Annotated in this window: 15 protein-coding genes and 1 pseudogene; 9 read left to right on the top strand and 7 right to left on the bottom strand. The window is 73.3% G+C overall.

Going from position 1 to position 21,391, the window contains the following annotated elements; all coding sequences use genetic code 11:
* Nucleotides 1-11 precede the first annotated feature (11 nt).
* Genes ABT034_RS09645 through ABT034_RS09615 form a run of 7 tightly spaced genes read right to left on the bottom strand, consistent with a single transcriptional unit; the run spans nt 12 to nt 8,212 of the window.
* Nucleotides 12-863, bottom strand: a complete 852-nt coding sequence (locus ABT034_RS09645) for an HpcH/HpaI aldolase/citrate lyase family protein (RefSeq protein ID WP_351213102.1) — start codon at nt 861-863, stop codon at nt 12-14.
* On the bottom strand, nt 860-2,131 hold the full coding sequence (locus tag ABT034_RS09640; protein WP_351213100.1) for a CaiB/BaiF CoA transferase family protein: 1,272 nt from the start codon (nt 2,129-2,131) through the stop codon (nt 860-862). The genes ABT034_RS09645 and ABT034_RS09640 overlap by 4 nt, the downstream gene beginning before the upstream one ends.
* Nucleotides 2,128-3,048, bottom strand: coding sequence for a ribokinase (rbsK, locus tag ABT034_RS09635; protein WP_351213098.1), 921 nt, complete (start codon nt 3,046-3,048; stop codon nt 2,128-2,130). The genes ABT034_RS09640 and rbsK overlap by 4 nt, the downstream gene beginning before the upstream one ends.
* Nucleotides 3,045-4,667, bottom strand: coding sequence for an ADP-ribosylglycohydrolase family protein (locus ABT034_RS09630; protein WP_351213096.1), 1,623 nt, complete (start codon nt 4,665-4,667; stop codon nt 3,045-3,047). Before ABT034_RS09630 ends, rbsK begins: the two co-directional genes overlap by 4 nt.
* Nucleotides 4,664-5,815 carry an ADP-ribosylglycohydrolase family protein gene (locus ABT034_RS09625; protein ID WP_351213094.1) on the bottom strand — a complete coding sequence of 384 codons (1,152 nt, stop codon included), beginning with the start codon at nt 5,813-5,815 and terminating at the stop codon, nt 4,664-4,666. The genes ABT034_RS09630 and ABT034_RS09625 overlap by 4 nt, the downstream gene beginning before the upstream one ends.
* A complete protein-coding gene (locus tag ABT034_RS09620; RefSeq protein ID WP_351213092.1) occupies nt 5,796-7,217 on the bottom strand; it encodes an ADP-ribosylglycohydrolase family protein in 1,422 nt (473 codons plus the stop codon). Before ABT034_RS09620 ends, ABT034_RS09625 begins: the two co-directional genes overlap by 20 nt.
* Nucleotides 7,214-8,212 (bottom strand): ADP-ribosylglycohydrolase family protein, encoded by a 999-nt coding sequence (locus tag ABT034_RS09615; RefSeq protein ID WP_351213090.1) that lies wholly within the window; start codon nt 8,210-8,212, stop codon nt 7,214-7,216. The genes ABT034_RS09620 and ABT034_RS09615 overlap by 4 nt, the downstream gene beginning before the upstream one ends.
* 254 nt (nt 8,213-8,466) lie before the next feature.
* On the opposite strand from ABT034_RS09615, the gene ABT034_RS09610 reads away from it, so the two are divergent.
* The 9 genes and pseudogenes from ABT034_RS09610 to ABT034_RS09570 all read left to right on the top strand — a co-directional run bounded on the left by ABT034_RS09610 (nt 8,467) and on the right by ABT034_RS09570 (nt 21,378).
* Entirely contained in the window at nt 8,467-9,195 is a 729-nt protein-coding gene (locus tag ABT034_RS09610; RefSeq protein WP_351213088.1) for a VIT1/CCC1 transporter family protein, read from the top strand.
* Nucleotides 9,196-9,712: 517 nt separating this feature from the next.
* Complete coding sequence (gene gltB / locus ABT034_RS09605; RefSeq protein ID WP_351213086.1) at nt 9,713-14,287, top strand: glutamate synthase large subunit; 4,575 nt, start codon at nt 9,713-9,715, stop codon at nt 14,285-14,287.
* Nucleotides 14,280-15,740, top strand: coding sequence for a glutamate synthase subunit beta (locus ABT034_RS09600; RefSeq protein WP_351213084.1), 1,461 nt, complete (start codon nt 14,280-14,282; stop codon nt 15,738-15,740). Before gltB ends, ABT034_RS09600 begins: the two co-directional genes overlap by 8 nt.
* 405 nt (nt 15,741-16,145) lie before the next feature.
* Nucleotides 16,146-16,865, top strand: coding sequence for a VWA domain-containing protein (locus tag ABT034_RS09595; RefSeq protein WP_351213082.1), 720 nt, complete (start codon nt 16,146-16,148; stop codon nt 16,863-16,865).
* Between the two features lie 293 nt (nt 16,866-17,158).
* Nucleotides 17,159-17,530 (top strand): annotated as a pseudogene (locus tag ABT034_RS09590) (VOC family protein); the annotation flags it as partial.
* A 72-nt stretch (nt 17,531-17,602) separates the two neighbouring features.
* Nucleotides 17,603-18,118: a pyridoxamine 5'-phosphate oxidase family protein gene (locus tag ABT034_RS09585; RefSeq protein ID WP_351213080.1), complete on the top strand. Its 516-nt coding sequence runs from the start codon at nt 17,603-17,605 to the stop codon at nt 18,116-18,118.
* A 7-nt stretch (nt 18,119-18,125) separates the two neighbouring features.
* Entirely contained in the window at nt 18,126-18,749 is a 624-nt protein-coding gene (locus ABT034_RS09580) for a TetR/AcrR family transcriptional regulator (RefSeq protein WP_502972854.1), read from the top strand.
* Between the two features lie 300 nt (nt 18,750-19,049).
* Nucleotides 19,050-20,744 carry a DEAD/DEAH box helicase gene (locus tag ABT034_RS09575; RefSeq protein ID WP_351213076.1) on the top strand — a complete coding sequence of 565 codons (1,695 nt, stop codon included), beginning with the start codon at nt 19,050-19,052 and terminating at the stop codon, nt 20,742-20,744.
* A 220-nt stretch (nt 20,745-20,964) separates the two neighbouring features.
* Nucleotides 20,965-21,378, top strand: a complete 414-nt coding sequence (locus ABT034_RS09570) for a guanyl-specific ribonuclease (protein WP_351213074.1) — start codon at nt 20,965-20,967, stop codon at nt 21,376-21,378.
* Nucleotides 21,379-21,391: the final 13 nt, after the last annotated feature.

Genomic DNA, 21,391 nt, shown 5'->3' with positions numbered 1-21,391 from the left:
GGGTACGGGTGTCAGGCCGTCCGGGCCGCGAGGGCGAGGACGCGGTGGGCGCCCTCCACCACCGCCGCGTCGACGAAGCGGCCGTCCGGGAGGGCAAGCGCGCCCCGCTCGGTACCGGCCGCCGCGACGATCTCCCGTGCCGCGTCGACCTCCTCCGGGGTGGGGAGGTAGGCGCGCTCGATGACCGGGAGCTGGCGCGGGTGGATGGCCGCCCGGCCGAGGAAGCCCATGGCCCGGCCGCGGGCGCAGCCGGCGGCCAGCGCGTCCAGGTCGCCGATGTCGGGGTGCACCGACTGGGCCGGCGGCGGGAGGCCGGCCGCGCGGGCCGCGACCACCACCCGGCCGCGCGGCCAGTCGAGGGCGCCGTCCTCCCGTACCCCCAGGTCGGCGCGGAGGTCGGCCTCGCCGAGCGCGATGCCGCGCACGGCGGGGTGGGCGGTGGCGATGGCGTACGCGTGCTCCACGGCGAGGGCGTTCTCCAGGAGCGGGTAGAGGGGGAGGCCCGGGGCGAGGGCGGCGATCCGGTGGATGTCAGTGGCGTGTGTCACCTTGGGTACACGGAGACCGCAGAGGCCGGGGAGGGGGGCCAGGGTGGGGATGTCGTGCGGGGAGTGGACGCGGACGTGGACCGGGACGGGGTGGGGGTCCGCGAGTAGATCGGCCGTGGCGTCGAGGGCGTACGCCTTGCGGTGCGGGGCGACCGCGTCCTCCAGGTCGACGATCACGACGTCGGCGCCGGCGGCCAGCGCCTTGCGGACGATCTCGGGGCGGTCGCCCGGTGCGTACAGCCAGGTGAGGGGGGTGCGGACCCGGTTGAGACCGTCGACGCCGTCCGTCACGGCGCTCGTACCGCCGGCGCTCATACCGCCCCCTGGTCGCGGAGGGCGCCGATCTCGGCGGGGGTGAGGCCGAGTTCGGTGAGGACGGCGGTGGTGTCGGCGCCGTGGGGGCGGCCGGGCCAGCGGATGCCTCCGGGCGTCTCGGAGAGGCGGAAGAGGACGTTCTGCATCTTGATCGGGCCGAGTTCGGGGTCCTGGACCTCGGTGACGGTGCCGAGCGCCTGGTACTGGGGGTCGTCGACGACGTCCCGGATGTCGTAGACGGGGGCGATCGCCGCCTCCGCCTTCTCGAAGGCCGCCATCGCCTCGTCCCGGGTGTGACGGGCGATCCAGGTGCCGACCGCCTCGTCCAGGACGTCCGCGTGCGCGGCCCGGCCGGTGCCGTCGGCGAACCACGGCTCGTCGATCAGCTCCGGGCGGCCGACGAGCCGCAGCACCCGCTCGGCGATCGACTGGGCGGAGGTGGAGACGGCGACCCAGGAGCCGTCGGCGGTCCGGTAGGTGTTGCGCGGGGCGTTGTTGCGGGAGCGGTTGCCGGTGCGGGGCTGGACGTAACCGAGTTGGTCGTACCAGAGGGGGTGGGGTCCGATGACCGAGAGCATCGGTTCGATGATCGCCATGTCGACGACCTGGCCGCGGCCGGTCGTCGTCCTCGCGGTGAGCGCGGTCATCACCGCGTACGCCGTGGCCAGGGCGGCGATCGAGTCGGCCAGGCCGAAGGGGGGCAGGGTGGGCGGGCCCTCGGGTTCGCCGGTGATGGCGGCGAACCCGCTCATCGCCTCGGCGAGGGTGCCGAAGCCGGGGCGGTGGGCGTACGGGCCGAACTGGCCGAAGCCGGTGACGCGGGCGAGGACGAGCCGCGGGTTGACGGTGGAGAGCTCCTCCCAGCCCAGACCCCAGCGTTCCAGGGTGCCGGGGCGGAAGTTCTCCACGATCACGTCGGCGTCGGCGGCGAGCGCCAGGAGGGTGCCGCGGCCGCCCGGCGCCGACAGGTCGAGGGTGATCGTCCGCTTGTTGCGGCCGAGGACCTTCCACCAGAGACCGACGCCGTCCTTGGCGGGGCCGTGGCCACGGGACGGATCGGGCTTGCGGGGATGCTCGACCTTGACGACGTCGGCACCGAAGTCGCCGAGCATCGTGGCCGCGAGCGGACCGGCGAAGAGGGTCGCGAGATCCAGGACGCGCAGCCCGTGCAGGGGCGGAAGGGGGGTCGCGGGCGCGGGGAGTGACGAGCCGGCCGGTGCGGTGGGCGGTGCGGTGGACGGGGCGGTGGACGGAGCGTGGGCGGTCATACGGGGTCGGCCTCCAACGTGTCGGGGGAGAGGAAGGCCGCCTCGATCTCGACGCGGTACGGCATCGAGGTCGACGCGCCCTCGCGCCGCACGGAGAGCGCGGCGGCGGCCTGCGCCCAGGCCAGGGCCTCCGGGGCGGGGCGGCCCTCACCGAGGGCCACCGCGAGCGCGCCGACGAAGGTGTCGCCGGCCCCGGTGGTGTCCACGGCCCGGACGCGGGGGGCGGGCACCTCGACCGGATCGGCGCCCCGAGCCGCGTACAGGCTGCCGGCCGCCCCCAGGGTGACGACCACCTCGGGGACGTCCCGGAGCAGGGCCTGGGCGGCCTCGCGGGGGTCGGTCAGACCGGTGAGCGCGGCGGCCTCGTGCTCGTTGGGCACCAACAGGTCGACGGAGGCGAGGAGTTCGGGCGGCAAGGGCTGGGCGGGGGCGGGGGTGAGGATGGTGCGGACGCCGAGCCGGCGGGCGGTCGCGGCGCCCTCCACGACGACGGAGAGGGGGAGTTCGAGCTGGAGGAGCAGGGTGTCGGCGGTGCCGATGAGCGCCTCGTCGCCGTGGGTCAGGGAGGTGACGGCGCCGTTGGCGCCGGGGACGACGACGATCGCGTTGCCGCCCTCGTCGTCGACGACGATGTGCGCGGTGCCGGAGGAGCCCTGGGCGGTGCGCAGCAGATCGGTGTCGACGGCGCAGTGCTCCAGGGTGGCGCGGAGCCGTACCCCGAAGTCGTCCGCGCCGACCGCGCCGATCATCGCCACCTCGCCGCCCGCGCGGGCGGCGGCGACGGCCTGGTTGGCGCCCTTGCCGCCGGGGATCGTACGGAAGGACCGGCCGGTGACGGTCTCGCCGAGGGCCGGGGCCTTCGGCACGTAGGCGACGAGGTCCATGTTCGTGCTGCCGAGTACGACGATGCTGGTCATGGGCGTACTGCCTCCAGGTGGGTCAGTTCGGCCAGGGTGTCGAAGCCGATGCCGTCGAAGGACGGGACCGAGGTCGAGAGTCGGTTCTTGAGAGGGGAGGTCCAGCGCTCGGGCAGCCGGTCGGGGTGACCGGTGAGCAGCCCGGCGACGGAACCGGCGGTGGCGCCGTTGGAATCGGTGTCCCAGCCGCCGGAGACGGCCGCGCAGACCGAGCGGGAGAAGTCGCCGTCGGCGTGGGTGAGGGCGGCGGCGAGCAGGGCGGCGTTGGGGACGGCATGCACCCAGTGGTACCCGCCGAGTTCGGCGTGCAGCCGGTCGACGACGGCGTCGAAGTCGGGCGTGGCGCGGGCGGACGCGATGCCGAGACGGACGGCCCCGGCGAGGCGGGAGCGCGGCGGGATCACGCCGAGGCCTGCGGCGAGCGACTGGTGGACGTCGGCGGTGCCGGTCGCCGCGGTGGCGAGGGTGGCGGCGACGAACATGGCGCCGTAGACGCCGTTCGCGGTGTGGGTGAGCACCGCGTCCCGATGGGCCTGCGCGGCGGCGGCGACCGGGTCGCCCGGACGGGTCCAGCCGTGGACGTCGGCCCGGATCTGGGCGCCGATCCACTCGCGGAACGGGTTGCGGTGGACGGCGGTCAGCGGGGGTTCCACGCCGTCGAGGAGGTTGCGGTAGGCGACGCGCTCGGCCGTGAAGGTGCGGCCGGCGGGAAGCTCGTCGAGCCAGAGGCGGGCGACGTCGGCGGTGGTGAAGTCGCGGCCGTGCCGCTGGAGGAGCAGCAGATTGAGCAGGGGGTAGTTGAGGTCGTCGTCCTCGGGCATGCCGTCGATGTTCTCGGCGAGGGAGGTGGTGGCGGACCGGCGGTTCCAGGGGTGGGCGGCGAGCAGGTCGTCGGGTACGCCGCGGGCGGTGAACCAGGTGGAGAGGGGCCAGTTGCCCGCGGCGCGGGCGAGGGCGCGGATGGCGGGGAGGGGGAGCTTCTCGACGGGCTTGCCGAGCAGACAGCCGACGGCACGACCGAGCCAGGCGGCGTGCAGGCGGTCGCGGAGTGCGGGGTCTTCCCGCGACCCGGGCCTTACCGAAACGCCGACGGGACCGGGGGCGTCGCCCCCGAAACCGCACGGCCCCGGGGTGCCCTGCGGAGACGTGCCGGTCGCGGTGCCGTGCCGGGCGGCACCGGGGCCCTGGCCCGGCCCGGGGCGCCGTCCCGTGTGCTCACCCTCCCGTGGACTCCGTCCGGGAGGGCTCCCGTGCCCTCGCGGGGCGACAGCCCCCGCGGGTGGGAGCAGGGGTGCGGCTGCGGAGTCCCCGGTCTCGTCAGAGTCTGGGGGAGAGGCGGTGCGGGGGGTCGTCAAGGCGTGGATCGCCGGGAGCGGGGTGGGTTCGTGGAGCGACTGGGGGGTCGGGAGGGTCGCCAGGGTGGTCAGGAGTTCTTCTGCCAGGGGGCGGAGGTCCGGGCGGGGCCGGTCGGAGGCGCCTGCTGTCGGGGGGGCCGGGGGGCCGCCCGCCTTGTGCCAGCGGGCCGCGATCGCCCGCGCGTCGCGGCCGTCCTCCGCCGCCTGGCGGAGTTCGTGGCCCACCAGGTCCTCCGGCTGGACCCACGTCAGGCGGACGTTCACCGGGCGCCGCTCGTCAGGGCCGTGAACGCCGACTCGTGGGCCCGGCGGCGTTCCGCGTCCCGCGCGAACACCTCGCGGGTCACCTCGGTCAGTGCCCTCGCCGGGGCGTGCAGGTCGAGGCGGCTCGCCTCCGCCACCCGCTTCGCCCAGTCGGCGGGCACCGCGGACTCGCCGTGCAGCGCGCCCACGACCGCCCCCGCCATCGTGGCGATCGAGTCGCAGTCACGGCCGTAGTTGACCGCGCCGAGGACCGTACGGCGGTAGTCGCCCTCGCCGACGAGGAGCATGCCGAGGGCGATCGGGAGTTCCTCGATCGAGTGCAGGCGGGAGGGGCGGCGGGCGCCGAGGGAGGGGGATCGGTAGTCGGGGCCGACCGAGTCGAAGGGGGCCACCGCCTTGCGGAGCGGGGTCAGGGCCGACTCGAAGTCCGTGTGCCGGGTAGCCACTTCGGCGACCGCCTCGATCGCCGACCGCGTGCCGTCCTTCGCCAGGGCCAGGGCCGCCTCGACCACCGAGGACGCCGTGGCGCCCGGCGCGCACGCCGCCGCCACCGCCGCCGCGAACACGCCGGCCGCCTCTCGGCCGTACGAGGACTGGTGCGCGCCCGCGACGTCGAGGGCCTCGGCGTACGCGGCCTCCGGGTGGGCGGCGTTGACGAGCCCGACCGGCGCCATGTACATCGCGGCGCCGCAGTTGACGATGTTGCCGCTGCCGGCCTCGCGCGGGTCCACATGGCCGTAGTGGAGCCGGGTCACGATCCACTTCTCGGCCAGGAAGATCCGCTGGAGCGGCAGCGCCTCCGCCTCCAACTCGGGGATCCAGACGGGGGAGCCCATGAGTTCGGGGACGAGGTGGTCCGCGACCGCGTACGCGTCCAGGTGGCCGCGGACCTTCTCGTACACGCGGATCAGGGCGTGGGTCATCAAGGTGTCGTCGGTGACGTGCCCGTCGCCCTTGTGGTACGGGGCGATGGGGCGGGCGGTGCGCCACTCGCCGCCGTTCCAGGGGCCGACGATCCCGGTGACGCGGCCGCCGTGGCGTTCCAGGATCTGCTCGGGGGTGTAGCCCTCGACGGGGCCGCCGAGCGCGTCGCCGACGGCGGCTCCGAGGAGACTGCCGGTGATCCGGTCATCCAGTGTGGGTGTCATGTCGGAATTGTCCACCCGGGGCGGTCGGTTCCGTGGCTGCGAGGAGCCCGGCGAGTTCGACCAGGTCCGTCCCCGCGAGCCGGGGCAGCGCGCAGCCCGCGAGGGTCCGGCACGCCTCGCGCCAGGTCGGCGGCACCGAACGGCCGCCGCCCAGCGCGCCGGTGAGGGCGCCCGCGAGGGCGGGGGCGGAGTCGGCGACCCGTGAGAGGCAGACGGCGGCCGGTACGGCGGCCGTCATCTCGCCGCGCGCGGCGGTGGCGAGCGCGAGCGCCACCGGGACGGTCTCGGCGGCGGCGATGCCGTAGCTGTAGACGTGGTCCACGATCTGGTGCTCCAGGAGCGGGACGAGTTCGAAGGCGGAACCGGCGGTCTGGGCCAGTTTCACCGCGTACCGGGCGTTACGGCCGACCTCCGTGACGGGTGGGAGTTCGTCGAGGGCCGCCTCGACGCATTCGTCGACCGTCGCCCCGCCGAAGGCCGCGGCGACGGCCGCCGCCATCGCGCGGGCGCCGTGGACGCCGTCGCCGTCCTGGGTGTACCGGGCGTCGAACTCCGCGAGTTCGGCGGCGGCGCGCGGGTCGCCGGGGTGGACCAGGGCGAGGACCACGGCCCGTACACAGGCGGCGTCGTCGAAGAAGTGCGGGTTGTCGTGACCGGTGGCGGGGGGACGGAGGCCGGTGGCGAGGTTGCCGAGACCCGCGCGGACCGAGATCCGGGCGCGGAGCGGGAGGACGGCCGACTCGACCTCGGGGGCGCGGTCCGCGGCGGCGGCGACCTGGTCGGCGAGGGCGTTCCAGGCGAGGTCGACGGCGGCGCGGAGGCGGCGCTCCGGGGGGAGGCCGGCGAAGAGCGGGCCCGAGGCGGAGAGGACCGCCTCGGCCGTGAAGACCGCCCACTCGGCGTCGTCGGAGGGGCCGAGGCGGAGGGGCTCGGGGGGTTGGTTGAGGGCGATGGGGACGGGGAGGGTGGTGGTGGCGTTCTGCTCCGCGAAGGTGTCGAGCTCGCGGGTGAGGCGGCGGGTCCACTCGGGCATGCGGGCGGCGCGGTGGCGGGCGGCGGGCCATCCGGCGGCGTCGCCTGCGGCTAGGCCGAGGAGGAGGCCTTCGACTGCGTCGCGGCTCGCGGTTGCCGGGGGGGCCTCGGGGTGTGCGCCCGGCGCCGGGGTGGGGTCCAGTGGGCCCGCGCCCAGCACCGGCGGCGCCGTCAGGTCCTGGTGGGCGCCGAGCAGGGGGCCGGCATCCGGCAACGGGCCCTGTGCCCACCCGTCCCGCCCTGCGGAACGATTGCCCACAGGGGTGGGGCGTCCGCCCACGGCGGCGCCGGCGGGGGCCGCGAGGGCGGCGGGGCCAGCGTGGGCCCCACCGGTCGCGGGGGCAGCGGTTGTCGCCTGGTCTGCGCTCATTCGGAATCCCCCTCCGGGGTCAGGAGGTCCGCCACGTCCAGGACGTGGTAGCCGCGCATCGACGGGAGGCAGCTGCCCGTCACCGGGGTGATGGCCGTGGCCCAGGGCTCGGGGATCGCGCGCAGGCCGCCCGCCGCGCCGGCCAGCGCGCCCGCTACCGCCGCCGTGGTGTCGGCGTCGCGGCCCATGTTGACGGCCGTCAGGACCGCCGTACGGAAGTCGCCGCGGGCCGCGGCGAACGCCCCGAACGCCAGACCCACCGCCTCCGGGGCCAGGTCCGTCCACGGGTAGCCGCCGATGACGACCGCCGAGCGGACCTGGCGTTCACGGGTGAGCGGGTCCGGCTGGACGCGCTGGGCGGCCACCACCGCGCGGCGCAGCGAGCGGGCCGTCCACGAGTCCATCGGGACGACCGAGAGCGCCGCCGCGATCACCGAGGTCACGCTCGCGCCCGTCATCGCCGCCGCGACGCCCGCCGCGACCGCCTGCCCGCCGTAGATGCCCTCGCCGTCGTGGCTGACGCTGCCGTCGATCGCGACGAGGCGGGCCGCCTCCGCCGGTCGTCCGGCCGCGAACACCCCGAAGGGCGCCGCGCGCATGGCGAGACCGTCGCTCCAGGCGTGCCGGTGCTGGGCGGAGATGGGGGCGGCGAGGCCCCGCCGGAGGTTCTCCAGGGTGCCGCGCTCCGAGAACCCCGCACCGCGGAACGGGCCCTCGTCGAGGTCGGCGATCCAGTGGTGCCAGGCCCGTTCGACGTGCTGGACGGTGAGGGCGGAGCCGTGCCGGGCGAGGAGCAGCGCCGAGAAGATGGCGTACTCGGTGTCGTCGGTGCCGGCCGGGCTGTCCGTCACGAAGCCTTCGATCCGGCCCCAGCGGCGGCGGATCTCGGAGGGCCGCATGTTCTCGGCGGGCGCGCCGAGCGCGTCGCCGACGGCGAGGCCGAGCAGCGCCCCTCTCGCCCGTTCACGCGTGTCGCATGCCGTGGTGGTCACCATCTCCGTGGCCCCTTCCTCGGTGGGGGCGCATCGATGGCGCCCCGATGTCTGGATCTGTGCCACCACGGGCCGGGAACTCGCTGAAGAAACGTCTCTGTCACCCGCCTGACACCACGCCAGAACCCGGTTCACGCAGCAAGGCAGGCCTTAGTAAGTACGGCCTGCCTTGCTGGCGCGCCCCTTACGTCGCGCGTATTTTCGAAGGAGTTGGGGGCGGCGGGAGCAACCCGGCCCGCCGGAACGAGGGGAGAGCCATGTCCATCATCGAAGCTCAGGCGCCACTGCACGAGGCCCACCGCGACAACCACACGCACCGCGACGTGAACGGCGGTTGGCTGCGCCCCGCCGTGTTCGGCGCGATGGACGGACTCGTCTCCAACCTCGCCCTGATGACCGGTGTCGCCGGCGGCGCGGTCTCCTCGCAGACCGTCGTCATCACCGGCCTCGCCGGACTCGCGGCCGGTGCCTTCTCGATGGCCGCCGGCGAATACACCTCCGTCGCCTCGCAGCGCGAACTCGTCCAGGCGGAACTGGACGTCGAACGCCGCCAGTTGCGCAAGCACCCGATCGACGAGATGGAGGAGCTGGCCGCGCTCTACGTCTCCCGTGGCGTCGAGCCCGCGCTCGCCCGCGAGGTCGCGATGCAGCTGTCGAAGGACCCCGAGCAGGCCCTGGAGATCCACGCGCGCGAGGAACTCGGCATCGACCCGGACGACCTGCCGTCGCCGGCGGTCGCCGCGGTCTCGTCCTTCGGCTCCTTCGCGCTCGGCGCGCTGCTCCCCGTCCTGCCCTACCTCCTCGGGGCGACCGCCCTCTGGCCCGCCGTGCTGCTCGCGCTCCTCGGCCTCTTCGCCTGCGGCGCGCTCGTGGCCCGGGTGACCGCCCGGGGCTGGCTCTTCAGCGGACTGCGCCAGCTCGTCCTCGGCGGGGCCGCCGCTGCCGTCACGTACGGGCTCGGCATGCTCCTCGGGGCCGCGCTGTAGCCCCGTACCCCTTATATACGCGTACCCCTACGCGCCGACGGTGGGCCCCCGGACCGGGGGCCCACCGTCGTTTCCGGGGCACAAGCCGCGAAACGGCTGTGACGTATATCCCTGGTCCGATCCGCCGCTGCGGTGAGACACTATGCAGGACGCCACATATGTAGCCGGTTACCCGGCGGTTTCGAACCCGTGACCAACGGGAATGAGGCATGAGCGTCGCTGGGCAATGAGGCCCACACTGCGACGGGTCGCCGTAGACCCGGAGAGCTCTTCGGGCCACCCGATCCGTCCCCCGCGGGACAGCCCCTGTCGCCGCACCCCACAGCTGAACCCCGCTGAACCCGGTGAACCCCACAGGTGAACCCACACCACCGCTGCGTGTCCGCGGTGTCCGCATGCTGGAATGAGCTATCCACTTCGCGAGAAGCCAGCCATCATGTAACCTGCACGAAATTTCGCGGAGGGCCAACGTCGTCCCTCGGCAGCTGCATATGCCACGACGACGACGGGAGAGCCGATGCGTTCCGACGCCTGGTCGCCCATGGACGGTCGCCCCGCTCCGCAGGGGATGTACGACCCCCGTAACGAACACGACGCCTGCGGTGTCGGGTTCGTGGCCACCCTCACCGGTGTAGCCAGTCACGCACTGGTCGAGCAGGCGCTGACCGTACTGCGCAACCTCGAACACCGCGGCGCCACCGGCTCCGAGCCCGACTCCGGAGACGGCGCGGGCATCCTGCTCCAGGTCCCGGACGCCTTCCTCCGCGAGGTCACCGACTTCGAGCTCCCCGCCGCGGGCGCCTACGCCGTCGGCATCGCCTTCCTCCCCGCCGACGGCCCCGCACAGGCCGTCGAGCGGATCGAGGCGATCGCCGCCGAAGAGAACCTGACCGTCCTCGGCTGGCGCGAGGTCCCCGTCGCCCCCGAGCTGCTCGGCGCCTCCGCCCGCTCCACCATGCCCGTCTTCCGCCAGCTCTTCGTGGCGGACGCGGACGGCTCGGACGGCGCGGCCACCGGCATCGCGCTCGACCGCAAGGCCTTCGTGCTGCGCAAGCGCGCCGAGCGCGAGGCCGCGACATACTTCCCGTCGCTCTCCGCCCGCACGATCGTCTACAAGGGCATGCTGACCACCGGCCAGCTGGAGCCCTTCTTCCCGGACCTGTCGGACCGCCGCTGCGCCACCGCCGTGGCCCTGGTCCACTCCCGGTTCTCCACCAACACCTTCCCGAGCTGGCCGCTGGCCCACCCGTACCGCTTCGTCGCCCACAACGGTGAGATCAACACCGTCAAGGGCAACCGGAACTGGATGACGGCCCGCGAGGCCCAGCTCGACTCCACCGTCTTCGGCGAGGGCTCGCTGGACCGGATCTTCCCGATCTGCACCCCGGACGCCTCCGACTCGGCCTCCTTCGACGAGGTCCTGGAACTGCTCCACCTCGGCGGCCGCTCGCTGCCGCACGCGGTCCTGATGATGGTCCCGGAGGCGTGGGAGAACCACGAGACCATGGACCCGGCCCGCCGCGCCTTCTACCAGTACCACGCCACGATGATGGAGCCCTGGGACGGCCCGGCCTGCGTCACCTTCACCGACGGCGTCCAGGTCGGCGCGGTCCTCGACCGCAACGGTCTGCGCCCCGGCCGCTACTGGGTCACCGACGAGGGCCTCGTCGTCCTCTCCTCCGAGGTCGGCGTCCTCGACATCGACCCCGCCAAGGTCGTCCGCAAGGGCCGCCTCCAGCCCGGCAAGATGTTCCTCGTCGACACCGCCGAGCACCGCATCGTCGAGGACGACGAGATCAAGGCCGGCCTCGCCGCCGAGAACCCGTACGCGGAGTGGCTGGAGACCGGCGAGATCGAGCTCTCCGACCTTCCCGAGCGCGAGCACATCGTGCACACCCACGCCTCGGTCACCCGCCGCCAGCAGACCTTCGGTTACACCGAGGAAGAGCTCCGCGTCATCCTCGCCCCGATGGCCCGCACCGGCGGCGAGCCCCTCGGCTCCATGGGCACGGACTCGCCTATCGCGGCCCTCTCCGCCCGCCCGCGGCTGCTCTTCGACTACTTCACCCAGCTCTTCGCGCAGGTCACCAACCCGCCGCTCGACGCCATCCGCGAAGAGCTCGTGACCTCCCTGCGCTCCTCGCTCGGCCCCCAGGGCAACCTCCTGGAGCCGACCCCCGTGTCGTGTCGCAGCGTCACCCTGCCCTTCCCGGTGATCGACAACGACGAGCTGGCCAAGCTCATCCACATCAACGCCGACGGCGACATGCCCGGCATGAAGGCCGTGACCCTCTCCGGCCTCTACCGGGTCTCCGGCGGCGGCGAGGCCCTCGCCGCCCGCATCGACGCGATCTGCGCCGAGGCCGACACCGCCATCGAGGGCGGCGCCCGCCTCATCGTGCTCTCCGACCGGCACTCCGACGCCGAGCACGCCCCGATCCCCTCGCTGCTGCTCACCGCGGCCGTCCACCACCACCTCATCCGCACCAAGCAGCGCACCAAGGTGGGGCTGCTCGTCGAGGCCGGTGACGTCCGCGAGGTCCACCACGTCGCCCTGCTCATCGGCTACGGCGCCGCGGCGGTCAACCCGTACCTCGCCATGGAGTCCGTCGAGGACCTGGTCCGCGCCGGCACCTTCATCGAAGGTCTGGAGCCCGAGCAGGCCATCCGGAACCTGATCTACGCGCTCGGCAAGGGCGTCCTCAAGGTCATGTCGAAGATGGGCATCTCCACCGTCGCCTCCTACCGCGGCGCCCAGGTCTTCGAGGCCGTCGGCCTCGACGAGACCTTCGTCCGTACGTACTTCAACGGCACGGCCACCAAGATCGGCGGCGCCGGACTCGACACCGTCGCCAAGGAGGTCGCCGCCCGCCACGCCAAGGCGTACCCCGTCTCGGGCGTCGCCTCGGCGCACCGCGCCCTGGACATCGGCGGCGAGTACCAGTGGCGCCGCGAGGGCGAGCCGCACCTGTTCGACCCGGAGACCGTCTTCCGTCTGCAGCACGCCACGCGCACCAAGCGGTACGACATCTTCAAGCAGTACACGGAGCGGGTGAACGAGCAGTCCGAGCGCCTCATGACGCTCCGCGGCCTCTTCGGTTTCACCTCGGACCGGGAAGCGATCCCGCTCGACGAGGTCGAGCCGGTCTCCGAGATCGTCAAGCGCTTCTCCACCGGCGCCATGTCGTACGGCTCCATCTCCAAGGAGGCGCACGAGACCCTCGCCGTCGCCATGAACCAGCTGGGCGCCAAGTCCAACACCGGTGAGGGCGGCGAGGACCCGGACCGCCTCTACGACCCGGCCCGCCGCTCCGCGATCAAGCAGGTCGCCTCCGGCCGTTTCGGCGTCACCAGCGAGTACCTCGTCAACGCCGACGACATCCAGATCAAGATGGCCCAGGGCGCCAAGCCCGGCGAGGGCGGCCAGCTGCCCGGCCACAAGGTCTACCCGTGGGTGGCCAAGACGCGTCACTCGACGCCCGGCGTCGGCCTCATCTCGCCGCCGCCGCACCACGACATCTACTCCATCGAGGATCTGGCCCAGCTGATCCACGACCTCAAGAACGCCAACCCGGTCGCCCGCATCCACGTGAAGCTGGTCTCCGAGGTCGGCGTCGGCACGGTCGCCGCCGGTGTCTCCAAGGCCCACGCGGACGTCGTCCTCATCTCAGGACACGACGGCGGAACGGGCGCCTCCCCGCTGACCTCCCTGAAGCACGCGGGCGGTCCCTGGGAGCTCGGCCTCGCCGAGACCCAGCAGACCCTGCTGCTCAACGGCCTGCGCGACCGGATCGTCGTCCAGACCGACGGCCAGCTCAAGACCGGCCGTGACGTCGTCATCGCCGCGCTGCTCGGCGCCGAGGAGTTCGGTTTCGCGACCGCGCCGCTCGTCGTCTCCGGCTGCGTCATGATGCGGGTCTGCCACCTGGACACCTGCCCGGTCGGCATCGCCACCCAGAACCCGGTCCTGAGGGACCGTTTCTCCGGCAAGGCCGAGTTCGTCGTCAACTTCTTCGAGTTCATCGCCGAGGAGGTCCGCGAACTCCTCGCCGAGCTGGGCTTCCGCACCCTCGAAGAGGCCGTCGGCCACGCCGAGCTGCTCGACACCAGCCGCGCCGTCACCCACTGGAAGGCGCAGGGTCTCGACCTGGAGCCGCTCTTCTACGTGCCGGAGCTGCCCGAGGGCGCGGTCCGCCACGCCCTGGTCGAGCAGGACCACGGCCTGGAGAAGGCCCTCGACAACGAGCTGATCCAGCTCGCCGCCGAGGCCCTGAACGCCGCCTCCGCCGAGGAGGCCCAGCCGGTCCGCGCCCAGGTCGCCATCCGCAACATCAACCGCACGGTCGGCACCATGCTCGGCCACCAGGTCACGAAGAAGTTCGGCGGCGCCGGCCTCCCGGCCGACACCATCGACATCACCTTCACCGGCTCCGCCGGCCAGTCCTTCGGCGCCTTCCTGCCGAGCGGTGTCACCCTCCGCCTGGAGGGCGACGCCAACGACTACGTCGGCAAGGGCCTCTCCGGCGGCCGCGTGATCGTCCGCCCCGACCGGGGCGCCGACCACCTCGCCGAGTTCTCGACCATCGCGGGCAACACCATCGGGTACGGAGCGACCGGCGGCGAGCTGTTCCTCCGCGGCCGCACCGGCGAGCGCTTCTGCGTCCGCAACTCCGGCGCGCTCGTCGTCTCGGAGGGCGTGGGCGACCACGGCTGCGAGTACATGACCGGCGGTACGGCCGTCGTCCTCGGCGAGACCGGCCGCAACTTCGCGGCCGGCATGTCGGGCGGTGTCGCCTACGTCGTCGACCTCGACCGCGACAACGTCAACTCCGGCAACCTGGGCGCGATCGAGGCCCCGTCGGACACCGACAAGGCGTGGCTGCACGACGTCGTGCGCCGTCACCACGAGGAGACCGGCTCCACGGTCGCCGAGAAGCTGCTCGCCGACTGGGACGCCAACGCCGACCGGTTCAGCAAGATCATCCCCACCACGTACAAGGCAGTGCTCGCCGCCAAGGACGCCGCTGAGCTCGCCGGTCTCTCCGAGGCCGAGACCACCGAGAAGATGATGGAGGCGGCGACCCATGGCTGACCCCAAGGGCTTCCTGACCACCGGACGCGAGGTCGCCGAGACCCGCCCCGTGGCCGAGCGCGTCCGGGACTGGAACGAGGTCTACGTCCCCGGCTCCCTGCTGCCGATCATCAGCAAGCAGGCCGGCCGCTGCATGGACTGCGGCATCCCGTTCTGCCACAACGGCTGCCCCCTCGGGAACCTGATCCCCGAGTGGAACGACTACGCCTACCGCGAGGACTGGTCGGCGGCGCAGGAGCGCCTGCACGCCACCAACAACTTCCCGGAGTTCACCGGCCGCCTGTGCCCGGCCCCGTGCGAGTCCGCGTGCGTGCTCGGCATCAACCAGCCGGCCGTCACCATCAAGAACGTCGAAGTCTCCATCATCGACAAGGCCTGGGACGGGGGCGACGTCAAGCCGCAGGTGCCCGAGCGCCTGTCCGGCAAGACCGCCGCCGTCATCGGCTCGGGCCCGGCGGGTCTCGCCGCGGCCCAGCAGCTGACCCGGGCCGGCCACACCGTGGTCGTGTACGAGCGCGCCGACCGCATCGGCGGCCTGCTGCGCTACGGCATCCCCGAGTTCAAGATGGAGAAGCGGCACATCAACCGTCGCATCGAGCAGATGCGCGCGGAGGGCACCAAGTTCCGCACCGGCATCGAGATCGGCCGCGACCTGACGGCGACGGACCTGCGCAAGCGGTTCGACGCCGTGGTCATCGCCGCCGGCGCCACCACCGCCCGCGACCTGCCCGTCCCGGGCCGCGAGCTGGCCGGAATCCACCAGGCGATGGAGTACCTGCCGCTCGCCAACAAGGTCGTCGAGGGTGACTTCGTGGCCCCGCCGATCACCGCCGAGGGCAAGCACGTCGTCGTCATCGGCGGCGGCGACACCGGCGCCGACTGCGTCGGCACGGCCCACCGCCAGGGCGCGGCCTCGGTCACGCAGCTGGAGATCATGCCCCGCCCGGGCGAGGACCGGAACGCCGGCCAGCCCTGGCCGACCTTCCCCATGCTGTACAAGGTCACCTCCGCGCACGAGGAGGGCGGCGAGCGGGTCTACTCCGTCTCCACCACCCACTTCGAGGGCGACGAGGACGGCAACGTCCAGTTCCTCCACCTCGTCGAGGTCGAGTTCGTCGGCGGCAAGCTGACCCAGAAGCCGGGCACGGAGCGGAAGATCCCCGCCCAGCTGGTCACGCTCGCCATGGGCTTCACCGGCACGGACGTCGAGAACGGCCTGGTCGCCCAGTTCGGCCTGGCCCTCGACGAGCGGGGTAACATCGCCCGTGACGCGGACTTCGCCACCAACGTCGACGGCGTCTACGTCGCCGGAGACGCAGGCCGAGGCCAGTCGCTGATCGTCTGGGCCATCGCCGAAGGCCGCTCCGCGGCCCGCGGCGTGGACCGCTACCTGACCGGAGCCAGCTCCCTGCCGGCCCCGATCCGCCCGACGGACCGTTCCCTGACGGTCTGACCGGCCCCTGAGAACGTCCCGTACAACGACGTACGGAACTGAGCGCGGCGCCCCCCGAATGTCCCCGACCGGACGACTGGGTGGGCGCCGCGGTGCGTGGGGTGGCGGGTGCGCGAGTGTCCGTCGTGGGGGAGGCCGGTGGCCGTGTGGGCGCGTCGGGTCGACGCATCGTCGCACGGTGCCGGCCGGCGGACGCTGCCGAGTGTTCGTGGTGCCGGCCAGGGTCGGGCACCACCCAGGGCTGGGCACCGCCCAGGTACTCCACGGGTGGCTCCCCGGCGGTGAGGACGCTCGTAGACTGCCGTCCGTGGGTCCGTGGCGCGGCGGGAGCACGGCGAGGGGGCCGGAGCCGCCACCGCCACCATCGCCGGAGCTTCCGGCGGTCGGCCGGAGGGGGAGACGTCCATGGCACTGAGTCTGCGGAAGGTCGAGGAGACCGCGCCCGCGCTGGTCAGCCTCTACAAGGAGGCGGGCGCCTCGCTCCAGCGGCACGGGGTCGACGGGCAGCGGGTCGCCGTCTACCTCGTCGTCGACTACTCGGGGTCGATGAAGCCCTACTACAACAGCGGCGCCGTCCAGGCCCTCGCCGACCGTGTCCTCGGGCTCGCCGCGCAACTCGACGACGACGGCCGCGTGCCGGTCGTCTTCTTCTCCACCGACGTCGACGCCGAGACCGACATCCGGCTCGACGACCACGCCGGCCGGATCGACCGGATCGTCGCCGGACTCGGCCACATGGGCAAGACCAGCTACCACCTCGCCATGGACGCCGTCATCGACCACTACCTGGACAGCGGCTCCACCGCGCCCGCGCTCGTCGTCTTCCAGACCGACGGCGGGCCCATCAACAAGCTCGCCGCCGAGCGGTACGTGTGCAAGGCGGCCCGGCTGCCTATCTTCTGGCAGTTCGTCGGCTTCGGCGATCCCGAGAGCCGGCAGTTCGAGTTCCTCCGCCGGCTCGACGAGCTGGCCGTCCCCGCGAAGCGGCCCGTCGACAACTCCGGCTTCTTCCATGCCGGTCAGGACCCGGGCCGGGTCCCCGACCCGGAGCTGTACGACCGGATCGTCGCCGACTTCCCGGCCTGGCTCGCCGCCGCGCGGGGCCACGGCATCGTCCGTTCATGAGGACGGTCCCGCTCCCACCTCCTTGCCGAGGCGCGCGAACTGCTCCTCGGTGAGGGCGACGTCGAGCGCCCAGGTTCTCCACGAGGTGGGCCGCCGAGGACGTGCCCGGGATGGGGGCGATGTGCGGGGCCCGGTGCGGCAGTCAGGCCAGGGCGAAGATCCACGCCCTCCAGGGTGCCCGCTCTACCCTCGCGGCGCTCGTGGCGGTGGCCGGGGGAAGGCAACTCGCCCCCGCCGGCTGGGCGGTGGGAAATCGCTGGCCCCGGGCGCGGGTCGCGGGCGACCATGACGCCATGACCTCACTCGTACGACACGTGACCATCGACTGCGCCGACGCCTACGCCCTGGCCGGCTTCTGGGCACAGGCCCTGGACGCCAAGGTCTCCGACGACGACCAGCCCGGTGACCCGGAGGCGCTCGTCGAGTCGCCCGGCGCGAACCTCCTCTTCATCCAGGTGCCCGAGGCGAAGGCCGTCAAGAACCGCGTCCACCTCGACCTCCAGCCGCAGGACCGTACCCGCGACGAGGAGGTCGAGCGGCTGCTCGGCCTCGGCGCCGTGCTGCTCGACGACCACAGGAACCCGGACGGCACCGGCTGGGCGACCCTCGCGGACCCCGAGGGCAACGAGTTCTGCGTCGAGCGCAGCGCGGCGGAGCGCGCCGCCACCTCCTGACGCCCGGGAACGTCGAGAGCAATCCGGACAGTGGCTGTCGGGTATCCGGTGTTCTCTGGACCCATGGGAGACACCGGAACCACCTGGTCGGCCTTCGAGGCCGCCGAACCCGAGCTCGCCGCGACCGTGCGCGAGCGCTTCGGGCAGTACACCCACCACGCCCTCGCCACCGTGCGCAAGGACGGTTCGCCCCGGCTCAGCGGCATCGAGGCGGACTTCCGCTTCGGCGAGCTCTGGCTCGGCATGATGCCGAATTCCCGCAAGGCCCTCGACCTGCGCCGCGACCCCCGCTTCGCGCTGCTCGCCAACCCGGGCTCCGGCACCGACATGGGTGGTGGGGACGTACGCGTCTCGGGCCGGGCGATCGAGGTCACCGACCCCGGGACCGTCGACCGGTACGCGGCCGACGCGGGCGCGCCCCTGCCGTTCCACCTCTTCCGGGTGGAACCCGCCGAGGTCGTACGGACCTGGGTGGACGGCGACGAGATGGTCCTCCACAGCTGGGCGCGGGGGCGCCCGACGTGGATCCACCGGCGCGGCAACGGCGACAGCCCGCCGCGCCGGGAGCCGCACCCGTAGGACCAGAATGGGAGATGTGTCAGCGACCAAGAAGAAGAACCAGGTGAGCGCCGCACCCGAGCGGCGCCGTGAACTTCTCGGCACCGCGGCGGAGGTGTTCGCGGCCCAGGGCTACAACGCCACCACCGTCCGCAAGATCGCGGACGCCGCCGGGATGCTCGCAGGCAGCCTCTACTACCACTTCGACTCCAAGGAGTCGATGCTCGACGAGATCCTCTCCACCTTCCTCGGCGAGCTGTGGGAGGGGTACGACGCCGTCCTCCACGCCGGGCTCGGGCCGCGCGAGACCATCGAGGCCCTCGTCACCGAGTCCTTCCGGGAGATCGACCGGCACCGCGCCGCCGTCGCCATCTACCAGAAGGAGTCCCGGCACCTCGCCGACCAGCCCCGCTTCCAGTACCTCACCGACTCGCAGCAGAAGTGGGAGCAGGCCTGGCTCGGCACCCTGAAGCGCGGGGTCGAGGCCGGGGACTTCCGCGCCGACCTCGACGTCCGCCTCACCTACCGGTTCCTCCGCGACACCGTCTGGGTCGCCGCGTCCTGGTACCGGCCGGGCGGCCCGCACAGCGCCGAGGAGATCGCCCGCCAGTACCTCTCCATGGTCCTGGACGGAGTCGCGGTACGGACCTGAGCCGGACGGACCTGCGAGCCGCACGGACCTGAGCCGTACGGGCCCGACGGGGCGTCCGGCTGTGAGGTCGCCCACGTCACGGGGCCCTGGTCAGGTCTGATCCGTCCAGGCATCGATCGGGCGGGGCGGGAAGGTCCCGAGGCGCACTATTGTTCCGGTAGAGACATCCGGGGCTCGTACCACGCGTTCCGGGAGAGACATCCGGGGCCCGTATCGCGTGTTCCGGGTAGAGCAGCCGGGGCCCGCACCGTGCAGGTGCGGGCCCCCGCTGTGCCGCGAGCACCGGCCAGAAAGGCACGCATGACCCGCTCCGAACGCCCTCACAAGCGCAACCCCCGCACCGCCCAGGCGAAGTCGACGTCACAGCCGAAGAGCTCCCGTGGCGGGCGCCGCCCCACCGCGCCCCCGCCGCCGAGCGAGTTCACGCCGCCGGAGACGGTGACGCCCGCGCTGCCCGCCGTGGCCGCCTTCGCCGACCTCGACATGCCCGAAGGCCTGCTGCGGACCCTGGGTGAGCAGGGCGTCACGGAGCCGTTCCCGATCCAGGCCGCGACCCTCCCGAACTCGCTGGCCGGCCGTGACGTGCTCGGCCGGGGCCGTACCGGATCCGGTAAGACCCTCGCCTTCGGACTCGCGATCCTCGCCCGCACCGCGGGCCGCCGCGCCGAGCCCACCGCGCCCCTGGCCCTCGTCCTGGTGCCCACGCGCGAGCTCGCCCAGCAGGTGACCGACGCTCTCACCCCGTACGCCTCCGCGCTCCGGCTGCGGATCACCACGGTCGTCGGCGGCATGTCCATCGGCCGCCAGTCCTCCGCTCTGCGGCGCGGCGCCGAGGTCCTCATCGCCACGCCCGGCCGGCTCCACGACCTCATCGAGCGGGGCGACTGCCGGCTCGACCAGGTCGCCGTCACCGTCCTCGACGAGGCCGACCAGATGGCCGACATGGGCTTCCTGCCGCAGGTCACGAAGGTGCTGAAGCAGGTCGAGCCGGGCGGGCAGCGACTGCTGTTCTCGGCCACCCTCGACCGGAACATCGACCGGCTCGTCAAGATGTTCCTCGACGACCCGGTCGTGCACTCGGTCGACCCCTCGGCCGGCGCCGTCACCACGATGGAGCACCACGTCCTGTACGTGGCCGACGAGACCGACAAGAAGGCCGTCACGCTGCGGATCGCGGCCCGCGACGGCCGGACCATCCTCTTCATGGACACCAAGCGGTCCGTGGACCGGCTGGTCAAGCGGCTCCTCGCCAACGGCGTACGGGCCTCCGGCCTGCACGGCGGCCGTTCGCAGCCGCAGCGGAACCGGACCCTTGACCAGTTCAAGACCGGCCAGGTGACCGCCCTCGTCGCGACGAACGTGGCGGCGCGCGGCATCCACGTCGACGACCTCGACATGGTCGTCAACGTCGACCCGCCCATCGACCACAAGGACTACCTGCACCGCGGCGGCCGGACCGCCCGCGCCGGCGAGTCCGGCAGCGTCTTCACCCTGGTCCTGCCGGAGCAGAAGCGCGACATGGGCCGCCTGATGACGAACGCGGGCATCAGCCCCCGTACGGCCCAGATCAAGTCCAGCGACGAGCAGCTGGTCGACCTGACCGGCGCGCGGGAGCCCTCGGGCGTCCCGATCGTCATCGAGACCCCGCAGCCGACCCCGCCGCGCAAGGCGACGGCCTCCGGCAGCGGCAGCGGCAGCGGCAGCGGCAGCGGCAACCGCCGGCGCCGCCGCCCGGCCCCCGCGGGCGGCGCGACCGGCACGGGCTCCGGCTCGGGGCGCTCCGGAGCCACGGGCACGGCCTCGGCCCGCACCGCCGGTTCCACCGGTGGCTCGGGGCGCGGCACCGGCTCGGGCCGGGGCTCCGGCGCGGGCGGCGGTCGCGGTGCCTCCGCCGGTGCCGGCGCGGGTCGCGCCGGACGCCAGGCGTCGGGCACCGGCCGCTCCCGGAGCACCGGCAGCACCCGGACCTCCCGTCCGAGGCCGACCGACTCGTAGTACCCGCAGTACCCGCAGTACCCGCAGTACCCGTAGTACGGAAGAAGCTCCCGTACTACGGAAGCGTGACCGCCGGGGCCCGTGACGGGCTCCGGCGGTGCGCCCGGGGCGGCCCCCTCACACACACGGGATCCGCACCTTCGGGGCATGTGGTCAACGTCCGGCGAAATGAGGGGCGTCGGGCTTCACGGCCGGATCTACGCGCATCATCATCTCAGCCATGCGCATCCCCCCTCGGTTCACCCTCGCCGGCGGTGTCGCCACCGCCCTCCTCTCCTCCCTCCTCCTCGGTGCCCCCGCCACCGCCGCGCCCACCCTCACGCCGACCCACGCGGTCGCCGCGAGCGCGGTCGTCGGGGACATCTGTTCCTCCGACCTGCCGAGCCAGGCCCACGACACCCTGCGGCTGATCGACGCGGGCGGTCCCTTCCCGTACCGCCAGGACGGAGCCGTCTTCCAGAACCGGGAGCGGATCCTGCCGGCCCGCGCGCAGGGCTACTACCACGAGTACACGGTCAAGACCCCGGGCGCCTCCACCCGCGGCGCCCGCCGGATCGTGACCGGGAACGCGGCGGAGGACTTCTACACCGCCGACCACTACGCGTCCTTCGACCTGATCGACCACAGCTGCTGAACCGGCCCCGCCC

It is taken from the genome of Streptomyces sp. NPDC002773 (assembly GCF_040295605.1).
Taxonomy (GTDB): domain Bacteria; phylum Actinomycetota; class Actinomycetes; order Streptomycetales; family Streptomycetaceae; genus Streptomyces.
Note: the sequence above shows the minus strand (reverse complement) of the source record. Positions and strands in the feature narration are given on the sequence as shown.

What these genes read in the sequence shown, in the direction of transcription:
- ABT034_RS09645 (WP_351213102.1), bottom strand. Translation starts at nt 863, where the DNA reads ATGAGCGCCGGCGGTACGAGCGCCGTGACGGACGGCGTCGACGGTCTC.
- ABT034_RS09640 (WP_351213100.1), bottom strand. Translation starts at nt 2,131, where the DNA reads ATGACCGCCCACGCTCCGTCCACCGCCCCGTCCACCGCACCGCCCACC.
- rbsK (WP_351213098.1), bottom strand. Translation starts at nt 3,048, where the DNA reads ATGACCAGCATCGTCGTACTCGGCAGCACGAACATGGACCTCGTCGCC.
- ABT034_RS09625 (WP_351213094.1), bottom strand. Translation starts at nt 5,815, where the DNA reads ATGACACCCACACTGGATGACCGGATCACCGGCAGTCTCCTCGGAGCC.
- ABT034_RS09620 (WP_351213092.1), bottom strand. Translation starts at nt 7,217, where the DNA reads ATGAGCGCAGACCAGGCGACAACCGCTGCCCCCGCGACCGGTGGGGCC.
- ABT034_RS09615 (WP_351213090.1), bottom strand. Translation starts at nt 8,212, where the DNA reads ATGGTGACCACCACGGCATGCGACACGCGTGAACGGGCGAGAGGGGCG.
- ABT034_RS09610 (WP_351213088.1), top strand. Translation starts at nt 8,467, where the DNA reads ATGTCCATCATCGAAGCTCAGGCGCCACTGCACGAGGCCCACCGCGAC.
- gltB (WP_351213086.1), top strand. Translation starts at nt 9,713, where the DNA reads ATGCGTTCCGACGCCTGGTCGCCCATGGACGGTCGCCCCGCTCCGCAG.
- ABT034_RS09600 (WP_351213084.1), top strand. Translation starts at nt 14,280, where the DNA reads ATGGCTGACCCCAAGGGCTTCCTGACCACCGGACGCGAGGTCGCCGAG.
- ABT034_RS09595 (WP_351213082.1), top strand. Translation starts at nt 16,146, where the DNA reads ATGGCACTGAGTCTGCGGAAGGTCGAGGAGACCGCGCCCGCGCTGGTC.
- ABT034_RS09585 (WP_351213080.1), top strand. Translation starts at nt 17,603, where the DNA reads ATGGGAGACACCGGAACCACCTGGTCGGCCTTCGAGGCCGCCGAACCC.
- ABT034_RS09580 (WP_502972854.1), top strand. Translation starts at nt 18,126, where the DNA reads ATGGGAGATGTGTCAGCGACCAAGAAGAAGAACCAGGTGAGCGCCGCA.
- ABT034_RS09575 (WP_351213076.1), top strand. Translation starts at nt 19,050, where the DNA reads ATGACCCGCTCCGAACGCCCTCACAAGCGCAACCCCCGCACCGCCCAG.
- ABT034_RS09570 (WP_351213074.1), top strand. Translation starts at nt 20,965, where the DNA reads ATGCGCATCCCCCCTCGGTTCACCCTCGCCGGCGGTGTCGCCACCGCC.